We start from the raw sequence: 20,657 nt of genomic DNA on the forward strand, positions 1-20,657 counted from the left end.
AAATTATTGATTTTTAATATTTATGATGTCGAATCGACTAGTCGAGCATAGCTTCAATTTCATCCCATCTTTCGTATGCTTGCTGAAGACGTTGTTCTGTTTCAGCTAAATCTGTAAGCACAGGACTAGATTTTGATTCATCTTGGGTAAAAAAGTCTGGTGAATTCACCTGCTTTTGCAAACTTTCAATGAGCGTTTCAAGGCTTTCGATTTCCAAAGGTAACGATTCTAATTCAAGTTGTAACTTATATGATAGTTTTTTAGCTTTTACTTCTTTCGAAGTGCTTTTAGGACTCTGTGCCTGCGATTTAGTTTCAGGGAGTTTAGTTTTCTGTGTGTTTTTTTTTGCTGCTTGTTGTGAATACCAATTGTGGATATCGGTATAACCTCCAACAAACTCTCTAACTATGCCATTACCCTCAAAGAAATAACTTGAAGTCACGACATTATCAACAAATTCTCTATCATGGCTAACTAATACTACTGTACCTGGATAAGAACTTATGGTGTCTTCTAACAGTTCTAAAGTTTCAACGTCTAAGTCATTGGTAGGCTCATCGAGAATAAGAATATTGCTAGGCTTGAGCATCAATTTGGCTAATAACAAACGATTCTTCTCGCCACCAGACAAAGATTTCACCGGCGAATTAACTCGGTCAGGAGTAAATAAATAGTCCTGTAAATAACTTATGACATGTTTCGTTTTGTTATTGATGGTGACTTCACGACGTCCATCGGCAATAGTATCAATCACCTTGAGCTCGCCGTTTAATTGGTCTCTGTGTTGATCAAAGTAGGCTACTTCAATATTTGAGCCCGACTTTACTGTGCCAGTAGTCGGCGATAGTTGTCCTAACAACAACTTTATTAATGTACTTTTACCACAACCATTGGGCCCCACTAAAGCTAACTTTTCGCCTCTTAAAATGGTAGTCGTTAGTGATTCAACAATAAGCTTGTCGGCTATGGTGTAATGCAATTTATCGGTTTCAAAGACAATTTTACCCGAGCTCTTAGACTCGCTAACACTGACTTTAGCTTTGCCTAACTTGTTAGCACGTTGCGAACGTTCCACTCTAAGCGCTTTAAGCGCCCGTACTCGGCCTTCGTTTCTGGTTCGTCGGGCTTTTACCCCTTGCCTGATCCAAGTTTCTTCAATGCTTAATTTTTTATCAAATAACGCATTTTGAGTTTCTTCTACTTCTAAATCATGGGCTTTTTGATCAAGGTAGGCCTGATAATTGCCCGGATAACTAACTAAATTTCCTCTGTCCAAATCAATGATACGACTGGCGACTTTACGGATAAATGCCCTATCGTGACTGACAAAGACCACTGCCCCTGCGTAACTATTGATGGCGTCTTCGAGCCATTTAATCATATCAATGTCGAGATGGTTAGTCGGCTCATCAAGCAGTAGAATATCCGGGTCGCTCGCCATGGCTTTGGCTAATGCGGCTTTTCGGCGCCACCCTCCAGACAAGTTACTTAATTGCTGATTAGGGTCAAGCTGCAACTTAGTGAGAACTTGTTGAATACGTTGTTCAAACTGCCAACCGTTATGATGATCGAGTTTGTGCTGATAAAATTCCAACTTTGCCATATTGGCATCTGAAGGATCTTCGGCCACTAAATCGGCTTGATGAAAATATCCTTTTAAATATTCCCCGACTTCAGCCAAGCCTTCGGCTACATAATCAAACAGGCTGCACTGTACACTAGCGGGGGGATCTTGTGGTAATCGAGAGATTTTTACGTCTTTATTCACCAAACGCTGACCATCGTCTAGCTTAATGTCTGCTTCTATTACTTTTAGTAAAGTAGACTTACCACAGCCATTACGTCCTACCAAACACAAACGCTCTCCTGGGTGTATAACCAGTTCAATACCGTTTAATAAAGGGGGATGGCCAAGAATGATACTGGCATTTTTTAACTGCAATAAACTCAACGTAAAAACTCACCTAATTGAAAAGAATCGAATGGCCAAGGCAGTTCACTTTGTGTGTCTTGGCGGTATAACACCGGAATGCGCGCACCATATAAATGGTACAAATCTGTATTGCTGCGTACATCCACTTTGTGAACTGTGGCCGCCGCATTTTTGTCTACTTCCATTAACAAGGTTTCAGCTTGCTCACATAAACAACAGCCCTGTCCTGTATATAAAATTAAGCCCATATCACCCTGCTGCATTGCTTAAAGACCAGCAATGGTGGATTTTTGGATTACGCTGAAAATCTTCGGGTATGGTTTGCTTTGAGATATTGTTGATATTCAATCCCAACTCTCTCACTGCAGCCTCATCTAACTTAAATTGCCTAAGGTTATTAGAAAACACTATTTCCCCTCCTGGATTAAGGCAAGTTAAGGCATCTGTTAGCAAGGCGACATGATCTCTTTGTACATCCCAGGTGCCGTCCATACGTTTTGAATTGGAAAAAGACGGCGGATCGATAAAGATAAGATCGTATTTGCCGTTATGTCTGTTTAACCAGGTTAAACAGTCAGCTTGAATAAATTCATAGGCACCGGTTAATCGGTTAATTTTGAAATTTTCTTTTGCCCAGTCAATATAGGTATTCGACATATCTACTGTGGTCACAGATTTAGCGCCGCCTAAAGCGGCATGAACCGATACGCTGCCAGTATAAGCAAATAGGTTAAGGACATCTTTGGACTTAGATTTTTGCTGGATTAGTTGCCGAGTTATACGGTGATCTAAGAACAAACCAGTATCGAGATAATCATACAAATTAACCTGAAATTTGGCGCCGTTCTCAAACACTTCTAGGATTTCTTTACGCTGAGATACTTTTTGGTACTGGTTTTTGCCTTTTTGCTGCTCTCTTACTTTCAGAATAATATTATTGGCACTAATACCTGTCACCTGAGGCAAGGACATCATCACCTCTTGTACACGCCTTTTAGCTTTATGCTCAGGTACATCTTTAGGAGCAGAATATTCTTGCACCACTAAATAGTCGGCATATCTATCCACAGCCACATTATATTCAGGCAAGTCTGCATCATAAATGCGATAACAATTGGTATTTTGCTTCTTTAACCATTTGTTGGTTTTGACCAAGTTCTTGCTTAAGCGGTTAGCAAAGTCATTATTAATAGTTTTGTTTTCTCGAACTTGGCAGTTTTTCTCATCCAACTCAAAATTTACCAGTAAACATTCTAATTTACCGTTCATGAGTTTGTATTCTTTCTTGGCCGCTAGCTTCATTTGACGCAACAAATTACGATCTGAAGTAAGCAGTGAAAGATGCCAAGTCTTAAATTCTGTTTTTAGCCAACTGCCCCACTTTTGAAAAACTGGCATAAGTTGAGTGGTTTCGCTTAACCTTTCGCCATACGGAGGATTGCTGACCATATAGCCACTGGGTAAGTCCGTAGCGGGCAAACCACAGGCATCTTGTTGGGAGAACTTGATTTGGTCGAATACACCCGCTGCATGGGCATTTTCTTTAGCAACTGAGACCATAGAACCATCGATATCATTGGCCCAAATCACGCTATTGTGAGACTGTCGAGCTTGTTCGGCTTCAATTATAAGACTTTCCCAACAACTTTTGTTATGTCCTTTCCAGGCATCAAATCCCCAAGCCGCTCTTTTCAAACCAGGTGCCATATTAGAGGCAATCATCGCCGCTTCTATGGCTATGGTCCCGGCGCCGCACATAGGATCGATTAGAGGTGTGTGGGTGTGCTTGGTCCAGCCACTTCTAATTAGCATGGCGCTGGCTAAATGTTCTTTTACCGGCGCAAGTCCGGTTTTTGTGCGGTAATGTCTTTGGTGCAAACTTTGGCCGGTCAAATCAATATAAATACCTAGAATACTACGCCACATGCGGGCTTGAATTCTGATGTTAGGGGATATTTTACTGACAGAGGGGCGTTCATCAAAAAAAGTCGTGAATTGATCGACTATGGCATCTTTAACTTTTAGCCCACCAAACTGGGTATTGTTGATACTTTGGTTGGTACCGGTAAAATCCACCATAAAGGTATCGCTGACCCCAAACTGGGTTGGCCAGTTGGCTTGATCCGTAATCTTATAGACATCGTCTGCTGAGTTAACTTCACCCTCTGCAAGTTTCACTAACACCCGATTAGCCAAACGTGACCATATACAAACCTTGTAAGCGTCGGCCAACTCACCACTAAACAACACCTGTCCAGGTTTAGATTTCAGTGCTACGTCAGGGCATATTTCTGCTATTTCTTCTAATAGCATACCGTCTAGGCCCTTAGAGGTAGTGATTAAAAATTCGAAGGTGTTGTGGCTCATAGTTGGCTCAAGAAACTCTTAGTTTAAAACGGCCGCGATTATACGGGAATTGTTCACTAAGCGCATGTTTAATCAAGGAGTTATTTATGTGGTTTGGTATTACATACCCGTTCTAGGCAGTCAATTGTGAGCTAGCTTCTGGAAATAGCGGTTCGAGACGAGTTTTGGCGAGTTTAATTAAGTCAAACTGATTTAACGATTTTTTTTCACTCAGTTGGAATTGTGACGACATCAACATACAGGTCGCTAGTGCGTGTTCATCAGTTAACAATAAAACTACACCAGAATTAAAACCATTGCTGACTTTGGCTAAACTGTGATGTACGCCATAGGAGTCAATTTCGTAAAACAACCAACTTTTAGGCGTAACCGGCTTATGAAACATGGTGGCAGCGGTAGCATTGATGACTATGTGGGTAAGCTGCGCGTCTGAAAACTTGCCACTACTATTAAGTAACTGATCAGCGAAGCCTAGATAACATTCAGTATCCGACAAACTAAAAAGCTGATGGGACTTGGGTAAGTCTACTATCTGCTGTTGTCCATAGGCAGTTGTACATTGCCAATCCTTGCCCATAGACAACTTAAGCTGACTATTTTCAGAAAACCAATACCAATCTGATCTGGGTCGAAGCATAAATCTATATAAACTCTAAAGACAACATAGCCTTAAAAACTACCATATGTTGCTAATTATTGGAGTATTTATTTAGTCTAAAAACACCAGATCAATGCAGGATCATTATATAGAATCAACGATCTCTTTGATCACTATTGGTCCGCTGTAGATCAAACTAGAATACAGTTGGATCAGCGTTGATCCGCCCTTGATCCTTGCTTTTGCAGTCATTGCGGAGTGAATACCCCCTACCCCTACAACCGGTATTCTACCTGCGATCACTTCGCTGAGTTTCTCAGTTACAGCCTGGCTTTTAGCGGTTAACACTGCTCCGCTTAAGCCTCCCATTTCTTGTGAAAATTGCTGGCCTGTTACTTGCTCTCTATCTAAAGTAGTGTTGGTTGCAATCACTCCATCGATCTTGGCGTTGATCAAAGAATTGGACATGTCGACAATTTCTTGGTCGTTAAGATCGGGCGCGATCTTCACTAAGATCGGCACATATTTACCATGTTTGGTTTCTAACAATTGTTGTTCATTCTTTAGACCTGTTAACAAGGTATCTAAGGCTTGACCATGCTGTAAATTTCTCAGTCCAGGAGTATTGGGTGACGAGATATTAACCGTGACATAACTGGCAAATTGATACACTTTACGTAAACAAATTAGGTAATCATCTAACGCCTGCTCTTCCGCGGTATCCTTATTCTTACCAATATTAATACCTAAAATACCTGTATATTTTGACCGCTTAACATTTTCTACTAGGTTATCGACGCCCTTATTGTTAAACCCCATCCTATTAATAATGGCCTGCCCTTGAGGCAATCTAAACATTCTTGGCTTATCATTACCCAATTGAGGCTTAGGTGTAACCGTACCGATTTCGATAAAACCAAATCCCATGGCGGCAAAGGCATCAATACATTCTCCATTTTTATCCAGACCTGCAGCCAAACCTACAGGGTTTTTGAAAGTTAACCCAAATGCTTGCACAGGTTTATCGGCGATCTTTTGCTTATACATACAATTAAGCAGGTTATGTTGCGTGCGTTTAAGCCAGTTGATGGTGAAGTCGTGACTCCATTCGGCGTCTTGGGTAAATAATAATTTTTGGATAAGTGGGTACATAATTTCTCTTTATACATAAAAAAGCCCTGCTACGTTTACACGAAAAACAGGGCTTTGTAAAAATAACAGGCTTACTGTTAATTGTTAGCGTTGATACTCAATAGCATTAATTCTCGTAAGGCAACTGAAAATTTAGCAAATTCGTGGGTGCTGCTGGTTCTAAACTCTGACATCATGTGATACCAACGATCCAATAGCACTTGGTTGTTATCCATCCAATTTTTTAGTATTAACTCTGCATCGTTACTATCTGGCGCTGAAGCTAATAATACTGTGGTTATTGACCTTTGCTGCCAGTCAAGTTCTTCACGATACGAAGCACGAGCCAATGCTTGCCAATGGTTACTTACAGTTTGATTATCTATTTGCGCCAAGAACCAATGTAATTCAAGTTTAGAGCCTAATTTAAAGTACAGATTGGATACAAGGTCTATATTGCGTTGTTCGGTTTCCGCAATTTGGGCCAAGTCCATACATGGGAACATATTACTAAGTGATGCCACTTTATAGGCGATAGACTCAGGTACACCCGCTTTGGTTAACTCAAGGCTAGCGCTTTCAAGTTGTTGGTATTCGCTCTTAACTAAGTATTCCTGAATATTTGTAAATAAATCGTCAAAAGTAGAACGATAACTATTGATTGCCTCTTGGATAGAGAGGGTTTTAATACCATGGCGCAAATACCAGCGGGATGCGCGGCGTAAGTTTCGTCGCATACTATCAAGCATCCGTAACTGTACTTCTGATGAGACTTTATTGTCGAGGGCTTCGACTTCTCTCCATAAAGTGTCCATACCGAATATCGCTTTAACAACCGAATATGCTGAGGCTATTTCATCAACAGCCGCTCCGGTTTCTTCCTGAATTCTAAACACATAATTCATCCCCATATCATTAATAATGTTATTGGTGAGCTTAGTGGCAATAATTTCACTTCTAAGAGGGTGTTGTTGCATCTGCTCAGAGAAATTTTCTTGTAATTTTTTAGGAAACGCTTCGATTAGCAACTTACCGTGGTATGGATTATCGGTGATTGAAGCAATGTTAAATTGCTCTTTCATAACCATTTTACCATAGGCAATCAATACCGATAATTCTGGTCGTGTTAATCCCGTAGATTTTGAGAGGCGATCAGATATCTCATCATCGCCAGGAATAAATTCTAGCTCTCTGTTTAAATAGCCTTCTCGCTCTAATCCATGGATAAAACGTAATTGCTCTCTAAGTTGCCCTACGCCACCTAACGCCGATATAGAAATTGACTCTGTTTGACGGTAACAATCTTGAATAACCAAGTCACCTACTTCATCGGTCATGTCATACAAGATTTTGTTACGCTGCTTAACGGTAAGATCACCGGCATTGACCAAAGAATTAAGTAAAATTTTGATATTCACTTCATTGTCAGAGCAATCTACACCACCCACATTGTCAATAAAATCTGTATTTACCCTACCACCATTGGCCGCAAACTCGATGCGCCCAAGTTGAGTAGTTCCTAAGTTCCCCCCTTCACCAATAATCTTGGCTCGTAGTTCGTTACCGTTTACTCGTACATCATCGTTGGCTCTGTCCCCAACTTGAGCATGGGTTTCTTTGGTACTCTTAACGTAAGTACCAATACCGCCGTTCCATATTAGATCAACCGGCATCTTCAAAACATTATGAATAAGTTCATTAGGTGTCATGTTTTGTTGTTTAGTGCCGAGCCACTTTTTCATTTCTGCGGTTAGCTTAATAGACTTAGCAGAGCGACTGAAAATCCCTCCCCCTTTTGAAATGAGATCTCTATCATAGTCATCCCAGCTTAAGGATGGATTTTCGAATAATCTTTGACGCTCTTTGTAGCTAGTTTCAATATTAGGGTTTGGATCAAAAAAGATATGTAAGTGGTTAAATGCACATACCAGTTTGGTATGAGTAGATAACAGCATGCCGTTGCCAAACACATCACCTGCCATGTCGCCGACGGCTACACATGTAAAGTCAGTGGTTTGGCAATCTTTACCCATTTCTCTAAAGTGACGTTTTACTGATTCCCAAGCGCCTTTTGCGGTTATTCCCATTTTTTTATGGTCATAACCAATGCTACCGCCAGAGGCAAATGCATCACCTAGCCAAAAGTTAAATTCATCTGATATACCATTAGCAATATCAGAAAAAGTTGCTGTTCCTTTGTCAGCGGCGACGACTAAGTACGCGTCATCTTCATCAAGTCTAACGACATCTTTTGGATGGACTACTTTGCCTTCAATAATATTGTCTGTGATATCCAATAAGCTACGAATGAATATTTTGTAACACTCTTGACCTTCTTTTTGAAAGGCTTCGCGCCCCTGATCCATGGGGAGACTTTTACAAACAAAACCACCTTTAGCCCCCACTGGTACTATGACAGTATTTTTAACTTGTTGGGCTTTGACCAAACCTAAAATTTCAGTTCTAAAATCTTCTTGTCTATCTGACCAACGTAAACCGCCTCGTGCAACTTTTCCACCTCTAAGGTGTACACCTTCAATGCGTGGTGAGTATACAAAAATTTCAAATTTAGGCCGAGGTAACGGCATCTCGGGGATCAATTCGGGTAACATTTTGTATGAAACATAGGGTTTTTGAAGCCCCTGTTCGTCTTTTTGATAAAAATTGGTACGTAATGTCGCCAAGATCAAATCCAGATAACGACGGATAATTCGGTCGTCATCAAGATTAGACACACTATCAAGCTGTTCTTTAATGCTATTGAGTGTAGTTTCTTCAACCTTGCTATTGCGTTTAGCTTTAGGATCAAATTTTTGTTGAAATAATTGCACTAAAAGTGTGGCTATCTTAGGGTAATTCGCCAGAGTATTGGCAATGTAGTCGCGACTAAAAGAACTGCCAATTTGACGCATATATTTTGCATATGAACGTAAAATCGTGACGTTTCGTCCGGTTAAACCCGCACCCAAGACTAAGCGGTTAAAGGGGTCATCTTCTAAAGCATTATACCAAACGTCTGAAAATGCCGTCTGAAATAACGTTTGAGCCTGTTCCATGTCCATATCATTACTGGTGTTATGTAACATTGAAAAATCCATAATCCAATTTACATCGCCTTGTGTCTGGGTAATTTTAAAGGGACTTTCATCGATTACCCGCAGACCAAAATTTTCAAGCATGGGTAACACGGCAGATAAATGGATTGGTTCATTTTTATGAAATAACTTTAATCTAACGGCTTTACTTTCTGGTCCTTCTTCTTGTGGCCGATAAAACAGCATATCTAATGTGTGGGAGCTATTGAGCAACTCAAGTTTATCTATATCAATTAATGCAGCACTGGGCATATTGTATTCTTTATAACTACTAGGAAACCCATTAGCATATTTTTGCTCTAGTTCTATTCCTTTGGCTTCCCCGTGATTGGAGCGAATAGTGTTAGCAAGTCTGTCATCCCAGCTTTTATTAAGTTCTATGATGTTCTTTTCAATTTCCTTCACATTATATTCCGCATTGTTGTTTTTCACTCTGGCGATGTAATGGGTTCTTGCATACACAGACTCTGAAAAATAAGTAGTAAATTCAACATCTTGTTCACTAGAAAAAGAGTTTTTCAATAGTTCTTGGGTATCTTTACGTAACTTGGTGTTGTATCGCTCCCTTGGTACATACACCATACAAGAAACAAAGCGTCCAAATACATCCTTGCGTACAAATAGTCTCGATATGCCCCGCTCTTGCATTTGGAAGATACCCAAAACAATTTGTGCAAGCTCTTTTATGCTGCCTTGAAGCAGCTCATCGCGAGGATAGGTTTCGATAATATTGAGAAACGCTTTATGTCCATGAGAGCCAGGATCAAATCCTGATAACTCTGATATGGCATTAATTTTTTCTCGTAATACGGGCAATTGTGTGGCACCACTATTATAAAATGACGCAGAATATAGCCCAATAAATCTATCTTCACCTATAACATTGCCGGCATCGTCAAAGCGTTTAATTCCTACATAATCTAAGTACGCTGGGCGATGGACCCTAGAGCGTGAGTTTGTTTTAGTTAGCATTAAGGGATTTGAACTTAATGCTTCTTCTCTAGCGGATGCTGGAATATTTGATAGCACTCGATCGCGCATGGTCTTAGAGTTTTTCATTAACCCTAAACTACTATCGTTATCGGCAACCCAACGATAATCTCCTTTTATCCCTTTAGCTGTATAGGAGCGGTAACCCATAAGGGTGAAATTATGGTCATTTAGCCATGCCAGAAACTTTTCGGTTTGAGCTTTTTGCTCAGCAGATATAGGATATTTACTTGCTTTAAAATCGGCAATAATATCTGTTAGCCGAGCTCGCATTGGTTGCCAGTCTTCAACGGCCAATGACACATCATTCACCACAGACATTAACTCTTTGGTAAGTTTATCTAATGCGAGTTTTGTTGTTTGCCTGTCGACCTCGATCAAGAATACGGTTTGTCTAACGACTTGCTTTGATTTTTTGCTGGCATCCTCGAAAGAACAGAATCGGTTTTGTGTGTCGCGCTTAAGGGCAATAGGGCAATGTAATAATAAATGTGCGGTTATACCAATTTTGTTTAACGCCATACGCACAGAATCAACTAAAAATGGCATGTCTGTCACAATAATTTCTACAATTGTATGGGTTGATTGCCAGCCATGTTTAGCAATATCAGGGTTAAAGGCGCGAATGAAGGGGGCATCACCTTTGTAATCTACAAACTGATTCCACAAACTTAAGGTTGCACCATAAAGATCATCATCACTGCGATTATCCAAATCGTCTCTGGCAACATTTTTAAAGAGTATTTTTGAAAAATTGGTCACCTGCTCAACCTGATTAGGTGCCACTTTTTTGCTGATTAATTTATAGACATTTTCAAGTAGAACTGAATGTTGGTTATCTGCAACCGTCATATGCTTATCCATTCCTATATAACATGTTAGTGATTGGAAATTTGTCGCTATCAAGCAACCAAAGGTTTCTAAGGTTTACCTTACTAGACTAGACAAAATACTGAGATATATACAGTTTTTCGTATTTTATAGGGCTATTCTCGCTAAAATATTGCCTTAATTAAAGCCTTATATTTACGTGTTTTTAACAAAATTAATAGCTATGCAAATTCAAAGCATAAAAAAGGCCCTAAAGGGCCTATAACTTGGATTGTTGATAGATACTTATGCAAATATATTTTCAAAAAAATAGCGCCCTGCTACGCAATTTTTTCAAAACTCACAATTTTATTATCATCATCGATTATTAATCTAAATCTTCCATTGATACCAATAGGACTGACGTGTGGACGCAAGTTTTTAACTGGCAATTGGATCCGTTTACCGTTTTCAGCCCGCATTACTACTGTATTGATACCTGGATAATATAATTGTTCGCAGAATTCATATTTGTGCGCCAAAGTGAAGTAGAAGGTTTGCATCTTATCTTTAACTTACTGAGCCCATAAGCTTTACGGCAAACTCTTGGTGATTTTTTCAAACAGATCTTTACTTAATCCTTTTGTATCACCGATACGCATCAGTTGATGTTGCATTAACTCCTGCCTAACTTTATCGACTTTTTGCCATTGAATTAGAGGCGTGATGATCCGTGCTGCAACTTGTGGATTCACTTCATTTAATTTAATTAAATAATCAGCAACAAACTTATAGCCTGAACCGTCAATATTGTGAAATCCAGCCACATTGTAAAAACTAAAGGTACCTATTAAAGCTCTCACTCTATTGGGATTGTTTATGGTAAATTGATTGTGCTGCATCAACATACTTAAACGCGCCAGAATATCTTTACGCTCAGTATTCCCATGTAGCGCAAACCACTTATCTAATACTAATGGATCGCTATGCCATTTTTGTTCAAAATCTAACATCAGCTTTTCAAAAAAGTCTAGGTCGCCCAATTGTGCCGCACTTAATACACCCAAAGTATCGGTCATATTATCGGCATGATTAAATTGCTCAGCTAATAATTGCTCAGCCCCTGCGTCTTTTGACAGAGTGATATATTTTAGTGCCAGATTACGCATTTTTCTTTGTTCAACCTGTTGTGCTTCATAGGCATAAGGTTGTTTTTCAAAGCGAGAGTAATGGGTCAACCAGTTGCTTTGGTATGTGGTGGCTAACGCTGTAAATAGCTGCTTGCGAGATTTATGCAATATGTCTACGTCTACTACGCTTTTTTGTTGGAATAAGGTCTCGAAACTGGGCAAGGTTAATATCTCGGCTTTTAATGCCAATGAAATATCCGTTGCTTCAATAATGGGTTCAAACATAGCCAAGGTTTGATTGAGTGAGGCATTTTGCTGCTGTTGATTCTTGCCTGCTAACCCGTGAATACAGTCACTAAATAATTTTTGTCCTGCATCCCAGCGACTAAACTCATCGGGCGAACCTGTCATTACTCTAGCTAACTGTTGCTGACTGTATTGATAATCGAGTTTAACTGGCGCACTAAAGCCATGGAGTAATGAAGGGATCGGCCGCGCTTCTATGCCGGTTAGTTCAAAGCTGTGGTGAGTGTCTGTTAGCTCTAATGTTGTTTGTTGTTCACCAGTAGACGTTAGTTTTAATGGCTGTTGAACCTCGTTTAACAAACTAAATTGCAAAGGAATAAGCAAGTTTTGTTTATCCGTTTGGTCAAATGTAGCCTCATGCTTTTGTTCAAAATCGATACGATAAGTCTTTGCCTCGGCATCATAAGCGTCTGTCACTATTACCTTAGGTGTACCGGATTGACTATACCATAGCCTAAATTGGGTTAAGTCTTTATCATTGGCGTCTTGCATCGCTTGTACAAAATCATCGCAGGTAACGGCTTGTCCATCAAAGCGCTTAAAATACAGCTTGATACCGGCCAAAAACCCTGTTTTACCTAATAAAGTAAATAACATTCTGATCACTTCTGCACCTTTGTCATACACAGTGACGGTATAGAAATTATTCATTTCAATTACTTCATCAGGCCTGATGGGGTGAGACATGGCGCTAGCATCTTCGGCGAATTGATGCTCTCGGATGATCTTTACATTTTTAATGCGGTTAACAATTGGCGATGACATATCGGCGCTAAATTGTTGATCGCGAAAAACTGTCAGTCCTTCTTTGAGACTTAACTGAAACCAATCGCGGCAGGTCACTCTGTTGCCTGTCCAGTTATGAAAGTATTCATGGGCGATAACGGCCTCGATATTAAAGTAATCTTCATCTGTAGCCGTTTCTGCATTGGCCAACACAAATTTACTATTGAATACATTCAACCCTTTGTTTTCCATCGCTCCCATATTAAAAAAGTCTACGGCGACTATCATGTAGATATCTAGATCATATTCAAGCCCAAACTCTTTCTCGTCCCAACTCATGGCCTTTTTTAGAGAATCCAAGGCGTGCTGACCTCGGCCAAGCATGCCCTTATCCACAAACAATTCTAAGGCAATGTCTCTACCAGATTGAGTGGTGAAACTATCTTTCAAAACATCGAAGTCCCCTGCCACCAGAGCAAATAAATAACAGGGTTTCTTAAAGGGATCAGACCATTTTACCCAATGTTGGCCGTTTTCTAAGTCCCCTGAATCGACTTTATTGCCGTTAGATAACAAAAATGGGAACTGTTGTTTGTCAGCATTTATAGTGACGTCGTAGGTAGCCAGCACATCGGGTCTGTCTAAGAAGTAGGTGATTTTTCTAAAACCTTCTGCTTCGCATTGAGTGCAATAAGCACCGGCCGAAAGATACAGACCTTCAAGAGTAGAGTTATCCTTAGGATTGACTGTATTCTCAATGCGTAAGCTAAATTGGTGACGACTCGTCGTAACTGTCAAAGTAGAATCTGTTTGTTGGAAGTTGGTGATCTCGCTGTCATCAATATGCACTGACGACAGGGTTATACCTTCACCATCCAAAATCAATGGCCTATTGTGATGACCGTTTCTCGTGACGGTAGAAATGCATACCACTTTTGTTTCGGTTTCATGCAAGCTAAGGCTAAGTTCAACATGCTCAATTAAAAAATCAGGTGCTTTATAATCGCTACGTTTTTTTACTGCGGGAATAATTGTGGACATTAAATTCTCAAGAATGGGATCAGGTTATCTCGACCAGCGAGACTTGTTGAGCAGACAACAAGTCAACGCTAGGCTTTGGTTTCGCTAAAATTAGGCTCAGAAGCGATCTCTGGTACGGGAATACGTAAAATTTTAATCCCAATGTAGGCATAAACAATAGCTAAAACAGGATTGATCAAATTAAAAAACGTGTAGAAAATATAATCTAAAGGATTCACCGCCAAAACGCCATGCATGTATACACCACAGGTATTCCAAGGTATCAGCGGTGACGTTAATGTGCCGCCATCTTCTAAACTACGAGACAAGTTAAGTTGATGTAAGCCACGTTTTTCAAATTCATTTTTGTACATTCTGCCGGGCATAACAATCGCCATATATTGGTCGGCAGTAATTACGTTAGTGCCTATACAGGTCAAAATTGTACGAGTGATCATGTCACCGGCTGTAGTGGCTCCTTTTAAAAAGGCGCTCACGACTCTTTTTAGTAGCCCTACTCGTTCTAGTACCGCTCCAAATGTCATGGCACACATAATAAGCCAAATTGTATTTAGCATACTCGACATACCACCACGACTTAACAAGCTATTGAGTGTATCACTGGAGGTTGAGAAACTTACGCCGTCAAACAACGCGGTCCAAACCACTATAATTGAACTTTGAAGCGCCCCGACACCTTCTTCAGATAAACTTGCTATGACTTCTGGCTGAAAAATAGCTGCCCAAATACCGCCTAGCAATGCACCAATAGCAACCGCAGGAAATGCAGGAACTTTTTTAATGGCCATGGTTAGTAACACAACTAAGGGAATCAGCATATGCAGCCCTAAATTAAACTCTTGCTGCAACAACCCTTGCATTTCTTCAATGCCTTTTGCTGATTCAGGTAAATCCGCACCAAAGCCTATAACAACAAACAAGATTAAAGTGATAACTATACTAGGCACAGTTGTCCAAAGCATATATTGAATATGTTCAAATAAGTTAGTTCCAGCTATAGCCGGTGCCAAGTTAGTGGTTTCTGACAGAGGCGATATTTTATCCCCAAAATATGCGCCCGAAATAATTGCCCCTGCAGTAATGGCTTCAGACATACCCATACCAATAGATACCCCCATCAGGGCCACACCAACAGTGGCCGCTGTGGTCCAGGAACTACCTATGCTCATGGCAACAATGGCACAAATTAAACAACTGGCGGCGTAAAACATCGACGGATTTAATAAGTCTAAACCGTAATATATAAGGGTGGGTACTGTGCCGGCTAACATCCAGGTACCAATTAGCGAGCCAACGGCAAGTAAGATAAGGATTGCACCTAACGAACGGGATATTCCCTTGATGATCCCTTGTTCAATATCGTCCCAGCTATAACCGTTTTTTAGGCCAATAATCGCTGCTATCCCCATAGCAACTAACAAGGCAATTTGGTTAGGGCCAAAAGAAGAATTGTCCTCAAATAAATAGACTGAACTACCCAAAAGAGTGACCAGTATTACGATGGGAATGAGTGCATCAGATAGAGATGCTTCTACCTTAGGTTTTTCAATTGTCATAATGTTTTACCATCCTGAAAGTTTAAATTGGGTATAAATCTAAATGGTGGTTTTTAACCCACTATCGAACGGTAAAACATCACGGCTATCACCACTGGACATACAAAACGTACATACCAAGGCCATATCTTCCAAAACAGACTATTTTCTGCTTGTTCATTTCCTTGCTTTAATTCGGCTAGAATTTGATCTCGCTTCCATACCCAACCGGCAAAAATACATAGCACTAAACCCAGTAAAGGTTGGCTATATTTAGTAGTTAAATCAATAACAAATCCAAATAGACTGCCCATATTAAATGCAATAGTTGAACTGGTTACAAAGACGAAGCATGCCAAAATCCATACAGCCCGTTTTCTGCCTAAGCCCTTGCTTTCCACCACATAAGCCACAGGCACTTCAAGCATAGATATAGAAGATGTGAGCGCTGCAATTATCATTAAAGCGAAAAATACAAAGGCGACATAAGTCCCTACTGTACCCATACTTTCAAATAACGATGGCAGAACGGCAAAAATAAGATTGGGCCCTTCAATTAAGGCCCCACTTTCAGAAAAAATAACGACACCATTATGTAAGGCTACGTACATCGCTGGAATGATTAACATGCCAGCCAAGATGGCGACCCCTATATCCACCAAAGCCACTGAAGCACCCAGAGTAGGCAGGTTTTCTTTGTTACTAACATAGGAGCCATAGACCAACATAGTACCCACGCCTAAAGACATGGAGAAAAACGCCTGCCCCATTGCGCTGATCAGTAGTTTTGGCTCCATAATGACACTAAAATTAGGTAGTAAATATGCCTTCCAACCTTCAACAGCCCCCTCTAAGGTTGATACATAGATAATTAACAAAGCAATAATAATGAATAATGCTGGCATCAAGCGCACCGACCAGCGTTCAATACCGCCTCTAACTCCGCCCGTAACTATACTGGCGGTCAGACACAGAAAAATGCCACTGAAAAGAATATCTCTAGTGTATGACGAAGTAACTAACCATGTTGATAAGGTATCTTGACCTAAGATGTCGCTGATGGTTTGTAGAAAATGTGACAACATCCACCCGGCCACTATGGCATAAAACGAGAGGATTAAAGAAACGGTGATAAAACCCCATACACCCGTTGCTCGACCTATATTACTGCCGGAAATCTTTCCTAAAGCATCAACCATATTTGAGCGGGTCGCGCGGCCAATAATCAATTCTGCCATCAACACTGGATAAGCTAAAAGAAAGGCCAAAATAATATAAACCAGCACAAAAGCTGCACCGCCATTACTTGCAACTTGTGTTGGAAACCCCCAAATGTTTCCTAACCCCACTGCTGAACCAGCAGCAGCCAGCACAAATCCCATTCGAGACGAAAACTCTCCACGTGCAGCCATATTTTACCCTTATTATTTTTATTATGTTTGGACTGGAAAGGGCTGCAAATGGCAGCCCTCTTTAATTTCTACTAATTCTTTTTGTTGTTGATAGCGTATTTTCCAACCGCTAGCACATCGTAAGTGATGTTCGCTGCCTCATCTAAAAAAGGATCAACGTCTTCAAGTGCATCAGGTAAATCATCCAAATTGTCTACCTTTTCCAACCCAAGTCGCACCAAACGTTCGTTGGTTCGCTTTAAGTTACGCTTTTCATTCTCAGACTTTTCTTTTAGTCGTTGTGTCTCGACTAATGAAATAGTTTTGTCTTCTTTCTTTATTTTATATCGCTCTACATCATCATAAATGTAGTTAAATTCCTCTTTAATACGTTGATTATGTAATGCGGTTAATCCTTTTACGGTATTTTTATTTTCACCAAAAGTAGTGTAATTAGCCCTCGCAATACTATCCCAAGGTAATGCATTATCTTCTTGGCTTTCTCCCCAGTCAGCATGATCAATTACAGAAGGAAACAAAATATCTGGAATGACACCTTTATGTTGGGTACTGCCGCCGTTTATTCGATAAAACTTCGCTATGGTAAATTGCACACTGCCTAAAGGATTCTCATACAAATCATAAATTCTTCCTAAGGGTCTATGCTGTTGTACTGTGCCTTTACCAAAGGTTTGCTCACCCAAAATAAGTGCACGGTTGTAATCTTGCATAGCTGCGGCAAATATTTCAGACGCCGAAGCACTGTAACGATCAACCAGCACCGTTAGCGGCCCGTCATAAACCACTTTTCCGTCCACGTCTTTTTCAATCCGAATCCGACCTGCACCGTCGCGGATTTGTACAACAGGGCCTTTGTCGATAAACAACCCTGAAAGTAAAGTGGCCTCGGTGAGTGAACCGCCACCATTTCCACGTAAGTCAACAATGACGCCCTGTACGCCTTGTTCATTAAGACTGTTAATTTCTTTGATAACATCTTTATGCAGATTGTTATAAAAAGAAGGAATGGAAATCACCCCAAGTTTTTGATCTTTGTTAGGGCCATCCTTAGGCACATACACCTCGGATTTAGCCGCTCTGTCTTCTAGCTTAATTTTGTCGCGCGTGAGAGTGACAACCACAGGTACTGACGACTCTGAAGAACCTTTTACCACTTGTAGCTTAACAACACTGCCCTTAGGCCCTTTTATTAATTCAACTACTTCGTCTAAACGCCAACCTATTACATCTACAAATTCATCTTTGTCTTGTGCCACGCCTACAATTTTATCTTCAGGTTTAATATTGTTAGATAAGTCAGCTGGGCCACCTGGTACTACACTGCGAATAACCGTAAAGTCGTCTTCACTGAGCAATACTGCTCCTATCCCTTCAAAAGATAGGTTCATGGCCATTTGGAATCGTTCAGCGTTTCGTGGAGACAAATAGCTAGTGTGGGCCTCAATACTCCGAGCAAAAGAGTTCATCAAAGTTTGAAAGACATCTTCGCTAGATGTTTGAGTCAAGCGCTTTATGGCCCTTTCATAGCGTTTCGTCAGTAACTCTTGGGTTTTTGGCCAATCTTTACCGGCTAATTTTAAATTAAGGGCGTCATATTTCACCCGTTGACGCCATAACTCGTCTAGTTCTTGGGTGTTTTTGGCCCAAGGCGCATCTTCACGATCGTAGACAAATTTATCGTTAGGCAATTCAAAGTTAAATTCCTTATCCAACAGCGTCAGTGCATACTCGTACCTTTGCGCACGACGTTGCATATTGAGTTGATAAATTTCATAAGCAATACTTAAATTGCCTTGTTCAATGGCATCATCAAATTTAGTTTTGTAGGCTGAAAAACGCTTAATGTCTTCAGAACTGAACACATTACGATTAAAGTCTAAAGAACGTAAAAATCGATCAAATATCTTAGTAGATAACTGATCGTCTAAATCAATTTGTTTATAGTGAGCTCGCAGAAACTGCGAAGAGACCCTTTTCGCAGAAGCAACATGCTGGGATTCCTGAGTGAGTTTGGGTAGGTCTTTAACTCCCAGCTTGCTCTCTATTGCCATAGAGCCACCGCTCATTACCAATAAAGCGGATACCACTGATAGTCGAATTGATTTAATCATGAATTTACCTCTTAGTACGTGCCAACCTTAGGTTGTCCAACTGAACTTTGACCACCATTCCAGTATCAAGTTGCACTTGAATGCCATCTTTAGTTACGTCGGTAATAGTAGCTGGCATGGGGCTTTTACCAATTTTCACAGTCACAGCAGTACCTGTGACTATGTGCTGCTGCTCTAATCTAGCTGCGGGTGGTTGTTTAACCTTGATCTGCTCTTTTTTGGCAACTTTAGAGGTTGGTTTAAACTTAGGCGCTTCTTTTTTCTTGAAAGCAGCTTTAACATCAACACCAGCAGCTTTTTGTTCCTTTTGCTGTTCTTTACGCTTTTCTGCCACTTTGGCTTTACTTTCATCAAGTTGCTTTTTGGCATGTTCTACATGTTCATCCTCAATAGCAGCAACATTATTACCATCCAAATCAATGCGATGAGCACCTTTCTTGATGCTATGTAAATAACGCCAACTATTGGTGTAATGACGCAGTGACGAACGCAGTAAGGTTTTACTTACTCGCTCTTCATTTTCTAAACGCTCTGCTAAATCTTGAAAAATACCTATTTTTAAAGGTTTAGCATCACCTTTAGTACTAAAACAAGTGGGGAATTGTTCAACTAAAAAAGTTATCACTTCTTTGCTGTTTGAAAATTTTTGTGGATTGTCCATTCAGTCTTCTAGTTTATTAGTTAACGGGGTTCTTGATGCTCATCATCCCAAGTTGCCAGAAGTTGGTCAACCCAGTCATACAAATCATCTTCATCTATATCGAGTAAATGTGCATCTTCTCGCCAATTTTCCCAAATATACTGGATCATATTCTCTAAAGAGTTGGAATTAATATCTTCATCGGCGTGATCAAAGAGCATATGTAGAATTGTATTTATTCTATCTGTCGCCTCACTTGCTCTATCTTCCCAAAAATCCATATCCTCTACAGTGGCAAGTACGACTTGAATATCCACCATATGTTTCATATTGCTTTACTCTTCGCTTCATCTGTTTGAGCTAGACTGGCTTCCAATATCTTAACAATGCCGCTTAGCCCAGCTTTATCTTCAAGATCGAAACGTGCGATCTCAGGACTGTCTATGTCCAAAACAGCGATGACTTGATTATTTTGACGTATAGGTAACACAATCTCTGAATTAGATGCCGCGTCACATGCAATATGCCCTGAAAATTGATGCACATCTGCAATTAATTGAACGGCATCTTCTGAAACAGCTGTGCCACACACTCCCTTTCCAATTGGGATACGAATACAGGCCGGCTGCCCGTGAAAAGGTCCGAGTACCAATTGGCCATCCTTAACCACATAAAATCCAGCCCAATTAACCTTTTCTAATGCCCAATACAATATGGCGCTAATGTTCGCCATATTCGCTACCATATCATGCTCTCCGGCCACAATAGCTTGAACTTGTTGTGTCAATTCAGCGTACTGTTGTTGTTTGTTTTCTAGCATTTATCTAAACCT

14 protein-coding genes are annotated in these 20,657 nt (G+C 40.4%); all 14 read right to left on the reverse strand.

The window, feature by feature from the left end:
• Nucleotides 1-37: 37 nt before the first annotated feature.
• Nucleotides 38-1,951: an ABC transporter ATP-binding protein gene (locus Q0688_RS06570; protein WP_299074355.1), complete on the reverse strand. Its 1,914-nt coding sequence runs from the start codon at nucleotides 1,949-1,951 to the stop codon at nucleotides 38-40.
• Nucleotides 1,948-2,181: a glutaredoxin family protein gene (locus Q0688_RS06575; RefSeq protein ID WP_299074357.1), complete on the reverse strand. Its 234-nt coding sequence runs from the start codon at nucleotides 2,179-2,181 to the stop codon at nucleotides 1,948-1,950. Before Q0688_RS06575 ends, Q0688_RS06570 begins: the two co-directional genes overlap by 4 nt.
• Before the next feature lies 1 nt (nucleotide 2,182).
• Nucleotides 2,183-4,246, reverse strand: a complete 2,064-nt coding sequence (gene rlmKL / locus Q0688_RS06580; RefSeq protein WP_299074653.1) for a bifunctional 23S rRNA (guanine(2069)-N(7))-methyltransferase RlmK/23S rRNA (guanine(2445)-N(2))-methyltransferase RlmL — start codon at nucleotides 4,244-4,246, stop codon at nucleotides 2,183-2,185.
• A 166-nt stretch (nucleotides 4,247-4,412) separates the two neighbouring features.
• Nucleotides 4,413-4,937 (reverse strand): cell division protein ZapC domain-containing protein, encoded by a 525-nt coding sequence (locus Q0688_RS06585; RefSeq protein WP_299074359.1) that lies wholly within the window; start codon nucleotides 4,935-4,937, stop codon nucleotides 4,413-4,415.
• 105 nt (nucleotides 4,938-5,042) lie between these two features.
• Complete coding sequence (gene pyrD, locus Q0688_RS06590; RefSeq protein ID WP_299074362.1) at nucleotides 5,043-6,050, reverse strand: quinone-dependent dihydroorotate dehydrogenase; 1,008 nt, start codon at nucleotides 6,048-6,050, stop codon at nucleotides 5,043-5,045.
• Nucleotides 6,051-6,127: 77 nt separating this feature from the next.
• Nucleotides 6,128-10,966 carry an NAD-glutamate dehydrogenase gene (locus Q0688_RS06595; protein ID WP_299074364.1) on the reverse strand — a complete coding sequence of 1,613 codons (4,839 nt, stop codon included), beginning with the start codon at nucleotides 10,964-10,966 and terminating at the stop codon, nucleotides 6,128-6,130.
• A 299-nt stretch (nucleotides 10,967-11,265) separates the two neighbouring features.
• Complete coding sequence (locus Q0688_RS06600) at nucleotides 11,266-11,487, reverse strand: DUF2835 family protein (protein WP_299074366.1); 222 nt, start codon at nucleotides 11,485-11,487, stop codon at nucleotides 11,266-11,268.
• Nucleotides 11,488-11,517: 30 nt separating this feature from the next.
• Complete coding sequence (gene pepN / locus Q0688_RS06605) at nucleotides 11,518-14,127, reverse strand: aminopeptidase N (protein ID WP_299074368.1); 2,610 nt, start codon at nucleotides 14,125-14,127, stop codon at nucleotides 11,518-11,520.
• A gap of 68 nt (nucleotides 14,128-14,195) precedes the next feature.
• Nucleotides 14,196-15,683, reverse strand: coding sequence for a Na+/H+ antiporter NhaC (gene nhaC, locus Q0688_RS06610; protein WP_299074381.1), 1,488 nt, complete (start codon nucleotides 15,681-15,683; stop codon nucleotides 14,196-14,198).
• A 53-nt stretch (nucleotides 15,684-15,736) separates the two neighbouring features.
• Nucleotides 15,737-17,074, reverse strand: coding sequence for a sodium-dependent transporter (locus Q0688_RS06615; RefSeq protein ID WP_299074383.1), 1,338 nt, complete (start codon nucleotides 17,072-17,074; stop codon nucleotides 15,737-15,739).
• A gap of 71 nt (nucleotides 17,075-17,145) precedes the next feature.
• Nucleotides 17,146-19,185: a carboxy terminal-processing peptidase gene (gene prc / locus Q0688_RS06620; protein ID WP_299074385.1), complete on the reverse strand. Its 2,040-nt coding sequence runs from the start codon at nucleotides 19,183-19,185 to the stop codon at nucleotides 17,146-17,148.
• A gap of 4 nt (nucleotides 19,186-19,189) precedes the next feature.
• A complete protein-coding gene (gene proQ, locus Q0688_RS06625; protein ID WP_299074387.1) occupies nucleotides 19,190-19,846 on the reverse strand; it encodes an RNA chaperone ProQ in 657 nt (218 codons plus the stop codon).
• A 20-nt stretch (nucleotides 19,847-19,866) separates the two neighbouring features.
• A complete protein-coding gene (locus tag Q0688_RS06630) occupies nucleotides 19,867-20,154 on the reverse strand; it encodes a hypothetical protein (protein ID WP_299074388.1) in 288 nt (95 codons plus the stop codon).
• The gene (locus Q0688_RS06635) at nucleotides 20,151-20,645 is read right to left on the reverse strand and encodes a GAF domain-containing protein (protein ID WP_299074391.1); all 495 of its coding nucleotides are present in this window, start codon (nucleotides 20,643-20,645) and stop codon (nucleotides 20,151-20,153) included. The genes Q0688_RS06630 and Q0688_RS06635 overlap by 4 nt, the downstream gene beginning before the upstream one ends.
• Nucleotides 20,646-20,657: the final 12 nt, after the last annotated feature.

The sequence above is a fragment of the uncultured Paraglaciecola sp. genome, from assembly GCF_937123705.1.
GTDB lineage: Bacteria > Pseudomonadota > Gammaproteobacteria > Enterobacterales > Alteromonadaceae > Paraglaciecola.